Origin of the sequence: Enterobacter sp. 22466 (assembly GCF_052044775.1) — a bacterium.
Classification (GTDB): Bacteria; Pseudomonadota; Gammaproteobacteria; order Enterobacterales; family Enterobacteriaceae; genus Enterobacter; species Enterobacter dissolvens.
The window spans coordinates 159,421-174,815 of sequence record NZ_JBQENX010000010.1 but is presented as its reverse complement, the minus strand read 5'-3'; the positions used below and the strand labels follow the sequence as shown (position 1 = coordinate 174,815).

14 protein-coding genes and 1 pseudogene are annotated in these 15,395 nt (G+C 52.2%); 9 read left to right on the top strand and 6 right to left on the bottom strand.

Annotated elements, in window-relative coordinates; all coding sequences use genetic code 11:
- Positions 1–269 precede the first annotated feature (269 nt).
- Positions 270–776 carry a thiol peroxidase gene (tpx, locus tag ACTJJI_RS22150; protein ID WP_083021412.1) on the bottom strand — a complete coding sequence of 169 codons (507 nt, stop codon included), beginning with the start codon at positions 774–776 and terminating at the stop codon, positions 270–272.
- Positions 777–882: 106 nt separating this feature from the next.
- On the opposite strand from tpx, the gene ycjG reads away from it, so the two are divergent.
- Positions 883–1,848 carry an L-Ala-D/L-Glu epimerase gene (gene ycjG / locus ACTJJI_RS22145; protein WP_440655554.1) on the top strand — a complete coding sequence of 322 codons (966 nt, stop codon included), beginning with the start codon at positions 883–885 and terminating at the stop codon, positions 1,846–1,848.
- Here the strand turns inward: ycjG and mpaA are convergent.
- A complete protein-coding gene (gene mpaA / locus ACTJJI_RS22140) occupies positions 1,839–2,552 on the bottom strand; it encodes a murein tripeptide amidase MpaA (RefSeq protein WP_063411555.1) in 714 nt (237 codons plus the stop codon). The genes ycjG and mpaA overlap by 10 nt on opposite strands.
- Positions 2,553–2,734: 182 nt before the next feature.
- On the opposite strand from mpaA, the gene ACTJJI_RS22135 reads away from it, so the two are divergent.
- From ACTJJI_RS22135 to ACTJJI_RS22115, 5 genes and pseudogenes are all read left to right on the top strand, one after another.
- On the top strand, positions 2,735–4,351 hold the full coding sequence (locus ACTJJI_RS22135; protein WP_440655553.1) for a peptide ABC transporter substrate-binding protein: 1,617 nt from the start codon (positions 2,735–2,737) through the stop codon (positions 4,349–4,351).
- A 583-nt stretch (positions 4,352–4,934) separates the two neighbouring features.
- The gene (gene tssB, locus ACTJJI_RS22130) at positions 4,935–5,426 is read left to right on the top strand and encodes a type VI secretion system contractile sheath small subunit (RefSeq protein WP_440655552.1); all 492 of its coding nucleotides are present in this window, start codon (positions 4,935–4,937) and stop codon (positions 5,424–5,426) included.
- Between the two features lie 41 nt (positions 5,427–5,467).
- Positions 5,468–7,003: a type VI secretion system contractile sheath large subunit gene (gene tssC / locus ACTJJI_RS22125; RefSeq protein WP_045903418.1), complete on the top strand. Its 1,536-nt coding sequence runs from the start codon at positions 5,468–5,470 to the stop codon at positions 7,001–7,003.
- Positions 7,004–7,020: 17 nt separating this feature from the next.
- Positions 7,021–7,125, top strand: a pseudogene (locus tag ACTJJI_RS22120) (hypothetical protein); the annotation flags it as partial.
- Between the two features lie 109 nt (positions 7,126–7,234).
- Positions 7,235–7,714, top strand: coding sequence for a hypothetical protein (locus ACTJJI_RS22115; protein WP_046887828.1), 480 nt, complete (start codon positions 7,235–7,237; stop codon positions 7,712–7,714).
- 34 nt (positions 7,715–7,748) lie between these two features.
- Here ACTJJI_RS22115 and ACTJJI_RS22110 read toward each other — a convergent pair whose 3' ends face one another.
- The 4 genes from ACTJJI_RS22110 to ACTJJI_RS22095 form a co-directional block, all read right to left on the bottom strand.
- Positions 7,749–8,312, bottom strand: a complete 564-nt coding sequence (locus ACTJJI_RS22110) for a DJ-1/PfpI family protein (RefSeq protein ID WP_046887798.1) — start codon at positions 8,310–8,312, stop codon at positions 7,749–7,751.
- A 217-nt stretch (positions 8,313–8,529) separates the two neighbouring features.
- Complete coding sequence (locus tag ACTJJI_RS22105; protein WP_043951771.1) at positions 8,530–8,670, bottom strand: Ecr family regulatory small membrane protein; 141 nt, start codon at positions 8,668–8,670, stop codon at positions 8,530–8,532.
- A gap of 75 nt (positions 8,671–8,745) precedes the next feature.
- Positions 8,746–9,978 carry a sensor domain-containing diguanylate cyclase gene (locus ACTJJI_RS22100; protein WP_440655551.1) on the bottom strand — a complete coding sequence of 411 codons (1,233 nt, stop codon included), beginning with the start codon at positions 9,976–9,978 and terminating at the stop codon, positions 8,746–8,748.
- 83 nt (positions 9,979–10,061) lie between these two features.
- Entirely contained in the window at positions 10,062–12,200 is a 2,139-nt protein-coding gene (locus ACTJJI_RS22095) for a putative bifunctional diguanylate cyclase/phosphodiesterase (protein WP_440655550.1), read from the bottom strand.
- A gap of 455 nt (positions 12,201–12,655) precedes the next feature.
- Here ACTJJI_RS22095 and ACTJJI_RS22090 point away from each other — a divergent pair, with 455 nt between their 5' ends.
- The 3 genes from ACTJJI_RS22090 to ynaL all read left to right on the top strand — a co-directional run bounded on the left by ACTJJI_RS22090 (position 12,656) and on the right by ynaL (position 15,371).
- On the top strand, positions 12,656–13,810 hold the full coding sequence (locus ACTJJI_RS22090) for a methyl-accepting chemotaxis protein (RefSeq protein ID WP_118282776.1): 1,155 nt from the start codon (positions 12,656–12,658) through the stop codon (positions 13,808–13,810).
- A 120-nt stretch (positions 13,811–13,930) separates the two neighbouring features.
- Entirely contained in the window at positions 13,931–14,914 is a 984-nt protein-coding gene (gene zntB / locus ACTJJI_RS22085; protein ID WP_014832099.1) for a zinc transporter ZntB, read from the top strand.
- A 274-nt stretch (positions 14,915–15,188) separates the two neighbouring features.
- Positions 15,189–15,371, top strand: coding sequence for a proline-rich small protein YnaL (ynaL, locus tag ACTJJI_RS22080; RefSeq protein ID WP_071841849.1), 183 nt, complete (start codon positions 15,189–15,191; stop codon positions 15,369–15,371).
- Positions 15,372–15,395: the final 24 nt, after the last annotated feature.

The following is a 15,395-nucleotide window of genomic DNA, read 5'->3' as shown; positions in this document are numbered from 1 at the left end:
GTTTAGGCGAGAAGGGAAATGTGACGGGCTTCACTGGTGGAGAAGTTGCGTTTTTTTAACCTTTATTGTGTGTGAATGATCTCGTTTATGGCGAGTATTTGCACATTTCTTTCATTAAAAGCGTGAACTTATCCCATTGCAGCTTTAACGATTCAGCTATGCGGGTAATAAAAAACCCCGCATCGGCGAGGTTTGGAAAGTAAGGTGTACTCTTAAATAAACCTTTTATTTCATTACATTGCTAAGCTTTATAGAATGCCTGTTAATGATCAGGCTTTCAGCGCGTCCAGCGCAGCAGTGTAATCAGGTTCAGTGGTGATTTCGTTGACCAGTTCGCTGAACACGACGTTATCGTTTTCATCGATCACCAGCACGGCACGCGCCGCCAGGCCTTTCAATGGGCCTTCAGCAATGCCTACACCGTATTTCTCAAGGAAATCCGGGCTGCGCAGAGTGGAGAGGGTGATGACGTTGCTCAGACCTTCTGCACCGCAGAAGCGGGACTGCGCAAATGGCAGGTCAGCTGAAACGCACAGCACCACGGTGTTGTCCATTTCAGTCGCCAGCTGGTTGAATTTACGCACGGATGCGGCGCACACGCCGGTATCAATGCTTGGGAAAATGTTCAGTACTTTGCGTTTGCCAGCAAACTGGCCCAGTGTGACGTCAGACAGATCTTTAGCCACCAGAGAAAAAGCCTGCGCTTTGCTGCCAGCCTGCGGAATGGAACCTGCTACAGCAACCGGGTTGCCCTGGAAATGAACGAGTTGTGACATAGATATCTTCCTGTTTACATATAGTTAACGTCGAGGCTAGTGTATGCCATCAGCGGATAACACGGCAAACCAATTTTTCGCCTTACCGGGCCGCAAGGAGTCAGTGATGAGAAGCGTTAAGATCTATGAAGAAGCCTGGCCATTGCACACCCCGTTTGTCATCTCCCGTGGCAGCAGAAGTGAAGCAAGCGTGGTAGTGGTTGAAATTGAAGAAGAGGGGGTTAAAGGTGTTGGCGAATGCACGCCTTATCCTCGCTATGGAGAAAGCCTGGCCTCGGTGATGGCGCAAATTATGACCCTCGTGCCTGAGCTGCAAACCGGGTTAACGCGTGAGGCGTTACAGCAGCGTTTGCCTGCCGGCGCGGCGCGTAACGCGATTGACTGCGCGCTGTGGAGCCTGGAGGCGGCGAAGCAGCAGACATCCTTACCTGCGTTTGTCGGCGTGACGCTCCCTCAGGAAGTCATTACCGCGCAAACCGTGGTGATTGGCGAGCCGGAGCAGATGGCTGCCAGTGCAAAAGCGCTCTTTGAGGCTGGCGCCACGCTGTTGAAGGTGAAACTCGACGATCGCTTGATCAGTGAACGCATGGTCGCCATTCGCGCGGCGGTACCGGAGGCTACTCTGATTGTGGATGCCAACGAGTCATGGCATCCGGAAGGGCTGGCCGCGCGCTGCCAGCTGCTTGCCGATCTGGGGGTCGCCATGCTGGAGCAACCCCTTCCGGCGCAGGATGATGCGGCGCTGAAGAACTTTATCCACCCGCTGCCCATCTGCGCTGATGAAAGCTGTCATACCCGCGATAGCCTCGACGGCTTAGCGGGCTGCTATGAGATGGTCAATATCAAGCTCGATAAAACGGGGGGGCTGACCGAGGCGCTGGCGCTGGCTTCCGAGGCGCAGGCGCAGGGATTTTCGTTAATGCTGGGGTGCATGCTCTGTACTTCCCGGGCGATTAATGCGGCGCTACCGTTGGTCAATCAGGTCAGTTTTGCCGATCTCGATGGCCCGACGTGGCTGGCGGTTGACGTTTCGCCAGCACTCACTTTCACCAGCGGAGTGCTTCATCTCTGAGGCTGCCAGCGCAGAAGTTCCACCATGGCTTTCAGGTATTTTTCGCTGGCTTCGTCGGATGATATCGGGGGAAATTCCGCGGTGATGCAGTGTAAGTCCAGATCGGCGCACCAGCTACCAAATGACCCCGGTGTTTCATAGCCAACACTGCTGACCAGAGGCAGGGCGAAGGCATCGGCAAGCCACTGCCCCAGCGCGGAGTGACGGGGATCCTCAATACAGGCGAGCGGATCGTGAAATGAGACAACCCACGCAGGGTGGATCTTGTGAATTAACTGGCAGAGCGCCTGTGTTTCTGGCTCTGAGCCGGGTTTTTCTCCCGTCAGTAAGACGACGTCACGTTCTTCAGCCGAGCTGTTCCAGCGGTAGACCGTTTCACCCTCACGCCAGTTGGCCGCCGGGAAGTTGCGGTTTAAGTCAATCCCTCTCGCATTCGCCCTCAGCCCAAGCTGACAGCCATCCGGATTGACGGTCAGGATCACATGGTGCCGGCGCAGCGTCGGGGCGAGGGTGCGTAACGCGCAGGAGAGGGTGACGATAGAAGAGTTCTCGTCACCGTGCGTGCCCGCAATGATCAGGCCGCTGTGGCGATCGGCATCCGGTGCGGGAAACCAGATCAGCGGGGCACCTAAGAAAGAGTGGCCATAATGTTCGGTGCCTGGCGGAAAAGCGCCACGTTCCGTTCTTGGTCGGGTAACTGCCATAGGAAATCCTGATAAAGAAGAGCTTACTGGCAGTGTTGTGCAAAACTCGCGTTTAATCAAATAGTTTCATCGAAGGGCGAACATTGCCTGATATCACCTTTCCGGCATAAGGTATTTGCATTACGCTGTTTCGAAACAAATAATTACGCATCCGCGTATTACCGATTTTAAAAGGGGATCTCATGAAGCATCCTGTTTCGCTGCTTTTCACTGCGCTGTGCCTTTGCGGGCTATCGTCATATTCTTACGCTGCTGATGTGCCAAAGGGCACGGTACTGGCACAAAAACAGGAGCTGGTCAGACACATCAAAGACGAACCCGCGTCGCTTGATCCGGCCAAAGCCGTGGGGTTACCCGAGATTCAGGTGATTCGCGATCTGTTTGAAGGCCTGGTCAATCAAAATGAGAAAGGGGAGCTGACACCGGGCGTGGCGACGCGCTGGCAGAGTAACGATAACCGCATCTGGACATTTACCTTACGTGATGATGCGAAATGGTCTGACGGTACGCCGGTCACGGCGCAGGATTTTGTCTACAGCTGGCAGCGTCTGGTTGACCCGAAAACCACCTCGCCGTTTGCCTGGTTTGCTGCTCTGGCAGGCATTAACAACGCTCAGGCGATTATTGATGGCAAAGCCGCGCCCGATACGCTCGGGGTAACGGCGGTGGATGCCAGAACGTTACGCGTGCAGCTGGATAAACCGTTGCCGTGGTTCAGCAACCTGACGGCGAACTTCGCGTTCTATCCGGTTCAGAAAGCGAACGTTGAAAGCGGTAAAGAGTGGACGCGTCCGGGCTCCCTGGTGGGCAATGGTGCTTATGTTCTGAAAGACCGTGTGGTGAATGAGAAATTGGTCGTTGTGCCGAATACCCACTACTGGGATAACGCGAAAACTGTTCTTCAAAAAGTGACGTTTATTCCGATCAACCAGGAGTCTTCCGCCACCAAACGCTATCTGGCAGGGGATATTGATATCACCGAGTCGTTCCCGAAAAACCTGTATCAGAAGTTACTCAAGGATATTCCCGGACAGGTTTACACACCGCCGCAGCTGGGAACGTATTACTATGCATTTAACACGCAAAAGGGTCCGACCGCCGATTCCCGCGTGCGTCTGGCGCTGAGTATGACCATCGATCGCCGGATTATGGCCGAGAAAGTGTTAGGTACGGGAGAAAAACCCGCCTGGCATTTCACGCCTGATGTGACGGCAGGTTTCACGCCAGATACATCACCGTTCGAGCAGATGTCGCAGCAGGAGCTAAACGCACAGGCCAAAACCTTGCTGCAGGCGGCGGGGTATGGTCCTCAGCGTCCACTGAAGCTGACCCTGTTGTATAACACGTCAGAGAACCATCAGAAAATCGCGATTGCGGTGGCGTCGATGTGGAAGAAGAACCTGGGTGTAGACGTCAAACTGCAAAACCAGGAGTGGAAAACCTATATCGATAGCCGAAACACAGGGAATTTTGATGTGATCCGTGCGTCCTGGGTAGGGGACTACAACGAGCCATCGACCTTCCTGTCGCTGCTGACATCAACCCACAGCGGCAATATCTCCCGCTTCAACGACCCGGCCTACGATAAGATAATCAATCAGGCGACGCTTGAAACCACCACGGAAGCCCGTAATGCGGATTACAACCGGGCGGAGAAGATCCTCACTGAAAAAGCGCCAATTGCGCCGATCTACCAGTACACCAACGGACGTCTGATTAAACCCTGGGTGAAGGGATATCCGATCAATAACCCTGAAGACGTGGCGTACAGCCGTACGATGTATATTGTGAAGCACTGAAAAACGAGAGTCCGCTAATTTATTTCCCCTCCTGATACTGCGCTGGCCCGATATCACGTGCCAGCGCTTTTCTGTTCTTTGTCGATCGTGAAGACGGCGCTGCATTGATACTGTGTGTTACAGCGCTGGGTATTGCTCTGTTTTTTTTAAATTAAGAGAAGCATTCATATTTTGAATATATTCCATTTCGTAAAAAAACTGTCCATCATTGGACTTTTTAATGGGTGTCGCCTCTTGCGGAAACGTGTAAATATTGATGTGGGTCATATTATTAGGTGGCGCTGTAGATATTTTCTCTCGTATTGATTTAAATCAATAATGTTGCTTTGTTTGGATATGGATCTTCATTTTTTCACAGAAATAGACATCAATACTGACTATTTTCGGAGTTGTGGTTGATATTTCTTTATGAAAAGGCATGCTGCAAACCATATTTTATTTTTATAGAGTAAAATTCTTAAGGAATTCCTTAATTTGGGATTTGATTCCGGATGGTTGATCTATTGTGGTATTTTGTTCTAATATCGAATTATTCAGAAACGTCGTTAACTTCAACAAACATTCCTTAAGGAAAGGGACTGCTATGGCTGATACGTTCCAGAACGAGGTGCCTAAGGCACGCATTAATTTAAAACTTGCATTGCATACCGGAGGGGCGCAGAAGAAAGTTGAATTACCCCTTAAATTACTCGCTGTCGGTGATTTCAGTAACGGTAAAGAGAGCCGGCCATTATCTGAAAGAAAGAAAATTAACGTCAACAAAAATAACCTAAACAGTGTACTTTCGGAATTTAACCCGGAGGTCAACATGACGGTTCCGAATACGCTGGCGGGTGAGCGTACGGAAGAGAATGTAACGCTATGCTTTTCAGATATGAAAGATTTTGAACCCGAACAGGTGGCCCGACAAATTCCCCAACTTCGTGCCATGCTGTCGATGCGTAATTTATTACGTGACCTCAAGTCCAATCTGCTGGATAACGCCACTTTCAGAAAAGAGCTCGAGAAAATTCTTAAGGACCCGGCGCTGTCTCAGGAATTACGTAACGAAATGAGTGCCCTGGCCCCGAAATAAAAACGGGCGCGTCTTTTAATGGATTAAACGAGAGAATGCTGATGTCTGTTAATACTGAAAATGGCTCCGCGCAGGGGCAGACCACTGTGCTGGAAAAAGAGAGCGTCTACGCCTCCCTGTTCGACAAAATCAACCTGACCCCGGCCACAAGCCTGGGTGATATCAATGCGTTTCTGGACGATGCCGCACTGTCTGATGCTCCGGCAGGTGAGCGCCTGACGGCCGCGATGCAGGTGTTTATGGACTGCATCCGCAAATCCGGCCAGCCAGTGGAAAAACTCGATAAAACCCTGATTGACCACCATATCGCGGAGCTGGATTTCCAAATCAGCCGCCAGCTGGATGCGGTGATGCATCATGCAGAATTCCAGAAAGTAGAATCCCTGTGGCGCGGCCTGAAGCAGCTGGTGGACAACACCGACTACCGCCAGAACGTGAAAACGGAAATTCTGGATGTGTCAAAAGAGGATCTGCGCCAGGACTTCGAAGATGCGCCGGAACTTATCCAGAGCGGCCTGTACTGGCACACCTATACCGCTGAATACGACACCCCGGGCGGCGAGCCGATTGGCTCGGTTATTTCAGCGTACGAATTTGACGCAAGTCCGCAGGACGTGGCGCTGTTGCGCAATATCTCGAAAGTCTCTGCCGCCGCGCATATGCCGTTTATCGGTGCCGTCGGGCCGAAATTCTTCCTCAAGGAATCGATGGAAGAGGTAGCCGCGATTAAGGACATCGGTAACTACTTCGACCGTGCCGAATACATCAAATGGAAATCGTTCCGCGACACCGACGATGCCCGTTATATTGGCCTGGTGATGCCGCGCGTGCTGGGGCGTCTGCCTTACGGTCCGGACACGGTGCCGGTGCGCAGTTTCAACTACGTTGAGCAGGTGAAAGGTCCGGACCACGAAAAATACCTGTGGACAAGCGCCTCTTTCTCCTTCGCCTCCAACATGGTGAAGAGCTTCATCAATAACGGCTGGTGCGTGCAAATTCGTGGCCCACAGGCAGGCGGGGCCGTGAAAGACCTGCCGATCCACCTGTACGATCTGGGTACCGGCAACCAGGTGAAGATCCCATCAGAGGTGATGATCCCGGAAACCCGCGAGTTTGAATTTGCTAACCTGGGCTTTATTCCCCTGTCGTACTACAAGAACCGCGACTACGCCTGCTTCTTCTCGGCGAACTCGGCACAGAAACCGGCGCTGTACGACACCGCCGACGCCACTGCCAACAGCCGCATCAACGCCCGTCTGCCGTATATCTTCCTGCTGTCGCGCATCGCGCATTACCTGAAGCTGATTCAGCGCGAGAACATCGGCACCACCAAAGATCGCCGTCTGCTGGAGCTGGAACTCAATACCTGGGTACGCAGTCTGGTGACCGAAATGACCGATCCGGGCGACGAACTGCAGGCCTCGCACCCGCTGCGCGACGCGAAGGTGGTGGTGGAAGATATCGAGGACAACCCGGGCTTCTTCCGCGTGAAGCTGTTCGCGGTGCCGCACTTCCAGGTGGAAGGCATGGACGTGAACCTGTCGCTGGTGAGCCAGATGCCGAAAGCGAAAGCGTAAGTTTAGGCAGGAAGCCAATGAAAACGGAACAACCGTTATGGGGCAGGGGCCAGATGGTCTCTCCCCAACACTTCCAGCAACAGGCCGCGTATGCGGCCTGGTCTGCGGAATGCATCGCCCGGTTCCCTCGTTTAAGAAGGCAAGGAAGCATCCGGGGAGATAAAAATGGCCGGTCAGCGCAGGGGGCGCGGATCCTGGTTTAACCGTGTGAAAATGAACAGAGGCAACAACGTGTCAGCCAGAGAGCGTTTCTTTAAAAAAGTGCAACAGAGTAGCAAGAACATAACGTCAGGTAACACCTCAGTTGAGGCTGAAATCGTTGAATTCTGCGAGCGGTTAGAGGAGCTGGCGCAGCAAATCATTGAGTGGTTTGCGGGCACCAGCATTGAAGTCACGTTATCACGTCAGTATCTTCACGATCTGAGCACATTAGGTTATAGCCTGAGCAGCGGGATTTGCCGCTATGAGATAGCGACTATCCTTCTGCAGCATGGCGAGCGTAGTGTCAGTATCGTGCCAGAACAGCTCTTCCGTGCAGGAGAAACCGGTTGTGTAAGAATGCGTGTTAAAGCTCCCGGCTTTAGTGAGGTGTTTTATCTGAGCATGGCGCCGGAAGCGGGCTGGTTTATCCGGCGCGAGTTTCAGAACATTAAAGAACGTACTCTTTTGACGGAAGAACGCTTTTTTGTTGCGGTCGATCGTCTGGCTTGAAGAGCGTATGTAAAGAGCTGGTTGCCTTGCAAGCCTATTCCAATAACTTCGCAAATTTCGCCAGCCACTGCGGATGCGCAGGCCAGGCCGGCGCGGTGACCAGGTTACCGTCAACGTGAGCCTGATCGATGCCGATATCGGCGTACTCGCCGCCGCTGAGTCGCACTTCAGGCGCGCAGGCCGGGTAGGCGCTACAGGTTCGCCCTTTCAGGATCCCGGCGGCTGCCAGCAATTGTGGGCCATGACATACGGCCGCAATGGGTTTGCGCGCGGCGTCAAATGCCTGTACCAGCTTCAGCACGTCAGCATTTAACCGCAGGTATTCAGGCGCTCTGCCTCCGGGGATGAGCAGGGCATCATAGTCCTGCTCGTTGACGGAAGAAAAATCGGCATTGAGGGTAAAACGGTGGCCGGGTTTTTCGCTATACGTCTGGGCTCCGTCGAAGTCATGGATCGCCGTCATGACATAGTCACCTTTCGCTTTGTCGGGGCAGACCGCGTCAACCTGGTGGCCAATCATCTGTAAGGCCTGAAAAGGAACCATCGTTTCATAATCTTCAGCGTAGTCGCCCACCAGCATCAGGATCTTCTTGCTCATCATTTTCTCTCTTTAATGGATAACGATGTTTTCGATATAACCTGGTGTAGCGCAAATGTCGGAAATAAAAAAGCCCGTCAGAGCACGGGCAAAATAAGCAAGTGATTTAGCAATTCGTTACCAACGTAATGGAGGATAACGGCGCGTATCTTACGCGTCTGTTAACAAGACCGATACCTGATAATTCCGGTAGGTGAAACAACGGATTAAACGTGCGTTACAGCGCGTCGAAAGTGGGATAAATGCTGTTTTCAATATATTCCGCCACTAACCAGATCTCGCCGCTAAAGATAAACCACAATCCGAAAATAATAAGCATTAAAATAATTATGGTGAGGATTATTTCTGTTCTTCCCATTGCAGACATTACCCACCCATTGTTGTTTTCAATCAAGACGGGCATTGTAGCGGGGCTTTATCCGATACACCAGTTTCACGCCGCCAGGACTTTATTGCGGCCGTCATTCTTGGCGCGATAAAGCGCGTCATCCACCCGTTTAAAGAGATCGTCGATACTCTCATCCTGGTTGTGCCGCGCCACGCCAATGCTCACCGTAAAACGCGGCAGGCCTGGGATCGTGATGCGGGCAACCGCGGCGCGGATCGTTTCCGCGATTTGCATGGCGGTGTCGAGCGACGTGCGCGGCAGCAGAATGACGAACTCTTCACCCCCCCAGCGAAACACAAAATCCTCTTTCCGGCTACAGGCTTCCAGCGTACGCGAAAGCGAGATGAGCACTTCATCCCCCTTCAGATGACCAAAAACGTCGTTGATATTCTTAAAATGATCGGTATCGACCAGCAGCAAACTGAATTGCTGCTGAACGGGAAGGTGAGTGAGATTCGTTTGCTCAGCGATAATATAGAACTGACGCCGGTTGAGCAGGCCCGTCATGGCGTCCCGTAGTGCGGCATGTTCCAACTCAAGCTCCAGCCGTTTTTGCTCGGTGATGTCATGAATAATGCACAACATCAGCTTATCACCGTATATCTCTATCGGCCCGGCATAGGTCTGAACATGGCGGGTTGAGCCATCGGCAAGACGGTGCACAAAGTTGAGCGGCTTATGCCCACCCGGCAGGGCGGCGATTTCACTCATTACCGGAATAACATCCCGCCCCAGCGTGTTGATTTCCCAGGTATGCTTGTTGCACATCTCATCATGCGAGTAGCCGTAAAAGTTAAGCGCTGCCAGATTGGCATCGACTATTTGTCCATCACGGGCGGGGTCGATCAATAACATCGGTGCGCTGTTCGTCAGAAAAAAACGGGCGTAAAACCCCTGTTTTTTGCGCTGATAAGTGGCGGAGCGACTGGCTTTAAGCCCTGTCGGCACCGGATGCGAAATCCCTTCAAAAACGATCATGTCGCCGTACGGCGCGTGGTAGGTCAGCGAAAGACGACAGCTCAACGCGGTTTCATGTCCGTCGCGCCAGATTGTCCAGATTTCGACAATTTCCTGATCCGTTTTGAGCTCAGGAATATACATTGACAGCACGGCTTGCGCATTTGCTGAGAAGGGGCCTTTGCGCAGGTCATCCAGTGTTTTATCCCCCATCACGTGAGCCGCGGCCGTGTTCGCGAAAATAATATGGTCGGAAACGGGGGAGATCAGCCACACAGGCGTTTTAATGAAATTCAGTGCATCAAAAGTATTTTGCGACATAAGGAATTCCTGTATATCGGCACAATATGCCTGACGATCACGACAGAATCGACTCGCGTTGACCCCTTTGAACCATACTCCTGTTAACCCTGTGAGGCATGATTTTTTTGTGAAATAAAAGCGGATTCCGTATGAATTTTACCAATGGGTATAATCTGTTTCTCTGAATTAATCTGCAGCAGCAACCACGGAACCTGTTCGGCAGGTAAAGGTCTGGAGAACAGGAACCCTTGCAAATAGTCACACCCCAGCTCCGTTAACACCGCCCGTTGCTCTTCCGTTTCGATCCCTTCAGCAACAACATACATCTCCATTGTCCGGGCAATATTGATAATGGTCTCCACCAGCTTGCGGCTTTTTTCATTTTCCAGCATTGACGTTACAAAGCTTTTGTCGATTTTGAGCTCTTTTGCCGGAAGCACTCTGAGCATGAGCAGATTAGAATAACCGGTGCCAAAATCATCAATAGAGACGGTGATCCCGGCCTGGTTGAATGCACTCAGTAATTCGATACTGCGGTCAAGATTTTTAAGGGCAGTGCTCTCCGTGACCTCGAGAATGAGTCGGGAAGGCGACAGATTATATTTTTGCAACATGGACGATACGATCTGAAAGATATCCGGCTGTTCAAACTGCACAGGAGACAGGTTAAAGGAGAGCGTCCAATGGGCAAAACCTTGTTCAGTCCAGAAATGCAGCTGTCGGCATGCCGCTTCAATCGCCCAGTTACCCACAGGGATAATTAATCCTGTCTGTTCCAGCGAAGGTAAAAACAGATTCGGCAGCAGCACGCCTTGTTCGGGATGTCGCCAGCGCAGAAGCGCCTCAAAGCCATGGATTGTCTTCTCTTCAGCATGCCAGGTAGGTTGATACCACAGTTCAAACTGATCGCGCTCAAGCGCCTGAGTGAGCTCCTGCAGAAAACCGGGGTTGGCCGGGATCGCCGTCGACATCTCTGTCCGGTAGACCGCCCAGTCGTTTCGGCCCGCCTTCTTCACGTAATGCATTGCGGCATCCGCTTTTAGTTTTAATTCGTGCAGCGTTTCACCATCCTGAGGATAGCGGCTGACGCCTGCACTGAGTGTGGTGCTCAGTGTATGCCCGCACAGGGAAAGAGGGCGGCGCAAGTCTTCGAGCAGCGTGGGGAGCAGGGTCTGGAGTTTATCGTCACCACATTCAGGAACCAGCAGGATAAAGGCATCGCCTCCCAGTCTTGCCAGTGTCATCTCTCGGGTCAGCCTCGCCGTGATGCGCTGTGCAATGGTGATTAACAACTCATCGCCGACATTATGTCCCCAGGTGTCGTTAACCTGTCTGAAGTGATCAACGTCCAGGAAAACTACGGCAAATTGCTTATTACTGAGCAGCGCACTGCGCAGGCAATCCTGCATCCGGAGATCCATCTGGTGGCGGTTAGCCAGGCCGGTGAGGGCGTCAAATCGCGCCTGGAGCTCGAGCTGGCGATTAAGCTGTTGCAGATTTTCCGTTAACCGACTGGTGCGCCAGTGTGAATCAATAAGCGAGATAATCAACATGATGCCGAGCAGGCTCAGCGTTGTTACTGAAACCCAGATAGATAATCCCAGTTCGCTGATCCCGCCGGGAAGGGTATGTGTCATGTCACCAAACTGAGCGGCACGCATTCCGGTGTAGTGCATGGCGCAGATGGCAGCCCCAAGGACTAAAGCGGCGAGAATGCGATTGATGAAGATCCCTTTTCGCTGATGCCGCAGGTGGAAGGCCAACCAGATTGCGGCTCCGGAGGCCATTATGGCAATCAATATGGATAAGCCGACGGTACGTTGATCCCAGATGATGGGGCTATCCAGCATCAGCGCGGCCATGCCGGTATAGTGCATCGACACGACTCCTGCACTCAGAATTAAGGTGGAGAGGATCAGCCTAAAGGGAGAAAGACGAGCGCCCGTCACGGCAATATTCATTGCCAGCGTAGACGCCACCACCGCGACGCCCAGGGAGGCAAGGGTTAACCAGAGGTGATAGCTCATGATCATGGGCATTTGCATCGCTAACATGCCGATAAAATGCATCGACCAGATCCCGATGCCCAGCGTAACCCCTCCGGTAATACGCCAGAACATTGCCGCCTTGCGACCGGAGAGGGGGATTTTTCCTGCACTGTCCAGAGCCAAAAACGAGGCGATAAAGGCCACGAGATAAGAGATGGCTATTAACACTGGGTCCCACGATACATTGAGCATTATGCAATCCCGCATCAAAGAGGGTTACTGACTTCGCCTGCCGGGCACATCTTTATTGGCTACGAGCATGCGCGTTCAAACACTATTAGTTAGGGGACTCGTAAAATGACCAGCCCTATTTAAATCTCAAACTGCAAGCAATATAAAATATATTCTTAGTATTAACCTGTTAAGCACAGCTAAACAAGGGATAATAATTGCAGCAAAGCTCCTTAAATATGCGGGAGGTTATCACATTTCGCTGACGGAGATGGTATTGCTTAAGTTCGTCTTAGACCAGTATCACAGCATTCATGACACAATATTTCCAGCAATACACTGTTTTTGTCTTACTTAAGTTAAATTGCAGGTTGCTAACCACGAAACAACAAACCATCGGTATTCGTGAGGACAAACGTCATTGTGGATGCTATAACCCTTAATGCCGACCAAAATATAAAGTTGTGGGAATGATTATGCTAAGAAATATTAGTGTCAGAACCTTCATTGTCTATTTCCTTTTGTCTCTTTTTTTGATAAACGCAGCTGTCGTGGTTCTTTTTTCGGGCGCGTCGCCGCTCTTTATTACGCTCAATGTAATAAATATGATTGCTCTTTTTTTACTCTGGGCCTACATGACCAAATATCTTGTGACACCGATCAATACTGTGAAAAAAAGTATTGAAGAAGTAACGGCAGGAAATCTTGGCGTGACGATCCCGGAGTTTGGTAACAACTGCGCAGGGCGTTTAATCCCTGGGATTAATAGCCTCTCGAGCAATATTGCGACACTGGTCCGGGAAATCAGGGCATCGTCACACACCGCCATGACCTTATCGGATCAACTCTCCTCACGCAGCGCGCAACTTTCTGTGAAAACGGAGCAGCAGTCTGCCTCGCTGGTGCAAACCGCAGCCAGCATGGAGCAGATGGCGGCAAGCACCAGAAATAATGCCGATAACACCCGGCTGGCCAGTGAACAGGCCAATGAGGCCACCCTTCAGGCACGCAAGGGCGGAGAACTGATGGGGCAGGTTGCTCACAATATGCAATCGATCACCGAATGTGCGCAGCAAATGACGGAGATTATCTCGATGATCGACGGCATTGCCTTCCAGACCAATATCCTGGCGCTTAACGCAGCCGTTGAGGCAGCAAGGGCGGGAGACCACGGAAAAGGATTCTCTGTAGTTGCAGAGGAGGTACGAAATCTGGCTCACCGCAGCGCGGACGCGGCGAAGAACATCAAAACGCTGATTGAAGTCACGAGTAATAACGTGACGCAGGGCGTAACGGTGGTGTCAGAAGCGGAAAAAAATATGCGTGAGATAGTGGCCGGATCCGGCAATGTCAGCCGTCTGATGGATGAAATTTCCAGCTCGACATCCGAGCAGGAGAAAGGGATTTCGCAGATCACGCTGGCATTATCAGAGCTGGAAAGGGTCACGCAAAGCAATGTGGCTATGGCGGAGGAACTTAACGGATCCTCCGACGTGCTGCGCAATCAGGTTATCGAATTGCAGTCCCGGACACGCAACTTCCGGCTCGACGGAGGAGCCCCCTCTGACGGGTCGTTGTCGGCACCGGGTGTTCCGCTGTCGTTTGCGCAGCGACAAGGACATTCCGTATGAGATGACACCGCCGTTAGCCGTACATTTCCCGAGCGATTTCAGCGCTATGCGGAACATAGTGGTTGCGTAACCTCTGCCGAAAGCTAGACTGACAACGAAAAGCTAAAAGGTGGAGGCGTTGTGGAGAGCATAAAAGGGTCTGAACTGAACGTTCCTGACGCAGTGTTTGCGTGGGTGTTCGACGGTAATGGCGGTGCCCGGCCGCTGGAAGACAACGATGAGATTGATCACGCGCATCCCTGCTGGCTACACCTGAACTATACCCATCCGGACAGCGCTGACTGGCTGGCATCAACCCCACTGTTGCCGAACAACGTACGCGATGCGCTGGCGGGTGAAAGCCTGCGGCCACGCGTGAGCCGGATGGGGGACGGTACGTTGATCACCCTTCGCTGTATTAACGGCAGCACGGATGAGCGTCCGGATCAGCTGGTGGCGATGCGCGTCTATATGGATGATGGGCTTATCGTTTCCACTCGCCAGCGTAAAGTGCTGGCGCTGGATGACGTGGTGAACGATCTGAAAGAGGGCACCGGGCCGACTGATTGCGGTAGCTGGCTGGTGGATGTCTGCGATGCGCTTACCGATCATGCGAGTGAGTTTATTGAAGAGCTGCACGACAAAATTATCGACCTGGAAGATAACCTGCTCGATCAGCAAATACCGCCGCGCGGCTTCCTGGCGTTACTGCGCAAACAGCTGATCGTGATGCGCCGCTATATGACGCCACAACGCGATGTGTATGCCCGCCTCGCCAGCGAACGCTTCAGCTGGATGAACGACGATCAGCGTCGCAGGATGCAGGATATTGCGGACAGGCTTGGGCGCGGGCTGGATGAAATTGATTCCTGTATCGCCAGAACGGCGGTGATGGCGGATGAGATCGCCCAGGTGATGCAGGAGTCGCTGGCCAGAAGAACCTACACGATGTCGCTGATGGCAATGGTCTTTTTACCCAGCACCTTCCTGACCGGACTGTTTGGCGTAAACCTGGGCGGTATCCCCGGAGGGGCTTATCGTTACGGTTTTACTGCGTTTTGCGTCATGTTAGCTGTTTTGATTGGCGGTGTTGCATGGTGGTTGCATCGTAGTAAATGGTTGTAAATTTACGCTTTTTACACCTTATACGCGGTTCAAAACGCTCTTTTAATTGAGCGAAGTCAATAAACCCAGGCCGCGTAAGGTGCAATATTACTCCCGCAGGTGAATGCAACGTCAAGCGATGGGCGTTGCGCTCCATATTGTCTTACTTCCTTTTTTGAATTACTGCATAGCACAATTGATTCGTACGACGCCGACTTTAATAGTCGGCTTTTTTTTGCCTCCCGTTTCTCAGGGTCTACCCTAAAAGGGTCAATCCAAAAAACTGGAGGGAAAGATGAACCATCTACTCGCGCTGCAACTGCTGCATTCACGGCAGTCCGATCCGGTCCCGACCGACCCAACGCCGATGCCCGATCCCATTCCTCGTCCGCAGCCTATGCCCGACCCGCCGCCCGATGAAGAACCGATTAAATTGTCGCATCGAACCCCGAGATCTGCGAGGATACGCGCCATCTGACTGCAAAGATGACCACGAGAGACT

Bases quoted from the DNA above. Each gene is read 5' to 3' on its own strand.
- ynaL (WP_071841849.1), top strand. From the start codon at position 15,189: ATGAACCATCTACTCGCGCTGCAACTGCTGCATTCACGGCAGTCCGAT.
- tssB (WP_440655552.1), top strand. From the start codon at position 4,935: ATGGCTGATACGTTCCAGAACGAGGTGCCTAAGGCACGCATTAATTTA.
- ACTJJI_RS22135 (WP_440655553.1), top strand. From the start codon at position 2,735: ATGAAGCATCCTGTTTCGCTGCTTTTCACTGCGCTGTGCCTTTGCGGG.
- tssC (WP_045903418.1), top strand. From the start codon at position 5,468: ATGTCTGTTAATACTGAAAATGGCTCCGCGCAGGGGCAGACCACTGTG.
- ACTJJI_RS22105 (WP_043951771.1), bottom strand. From the start codon at position 8,670: ATGGGAAGAACAGAAATAATCCTCACCATAATTATTTTAATGCTTATT.
- tpx (WP_083021412.1), bottom strand. From the start codon at position 776: ATGTCACAACTCGTTCATTTCCAGGGCAACCCGGTTGCTGTAGCAGGT.
- ACTJJI_RS22095 (WP_440655550.1), bottom strand. From the start codon at position 12,200: ATGCTCAATGTATCGTGGGACCCAGTGTTAATAGCCATCTCTTATCTC.
- mpaA (WP_063411555.1), bottom strand. From the start codon at position 2,552: ATGGCAGTTACCCGACCAAGAACGGAACGTGGCGCTTTTCCGCCAGGC.
- ACTJJI_RS22090 (WP_118282776.1), top strand. From the start codon at position 12,656: ATGCTAAGAAATATTAGTGTCAGAACCTTCATTGTCTATTTCCTTTTG.
- ACTJJI_RS22100 (WP_440655551.1), bottom strand. From the start codon at position 9,978: ATGTCGCAAAATACTTTTGATGCACTGAATTTCATTAAAACGCCTGTG.
- ycjG (WP_440655554.1), top strand. From the start codon at position 883: ATGAGAAGCGTTAAGATCTATGAAGAAGCCTGGCCATTGCACACCCCG.
- ACTJJI_RS22110 (WP_046887798.1), bottom strand. From the start codon at position 8,312: ATGAGCAAGAAGATCCTGATGCTGGTGGGCGACTACGCTGAAGATTAT.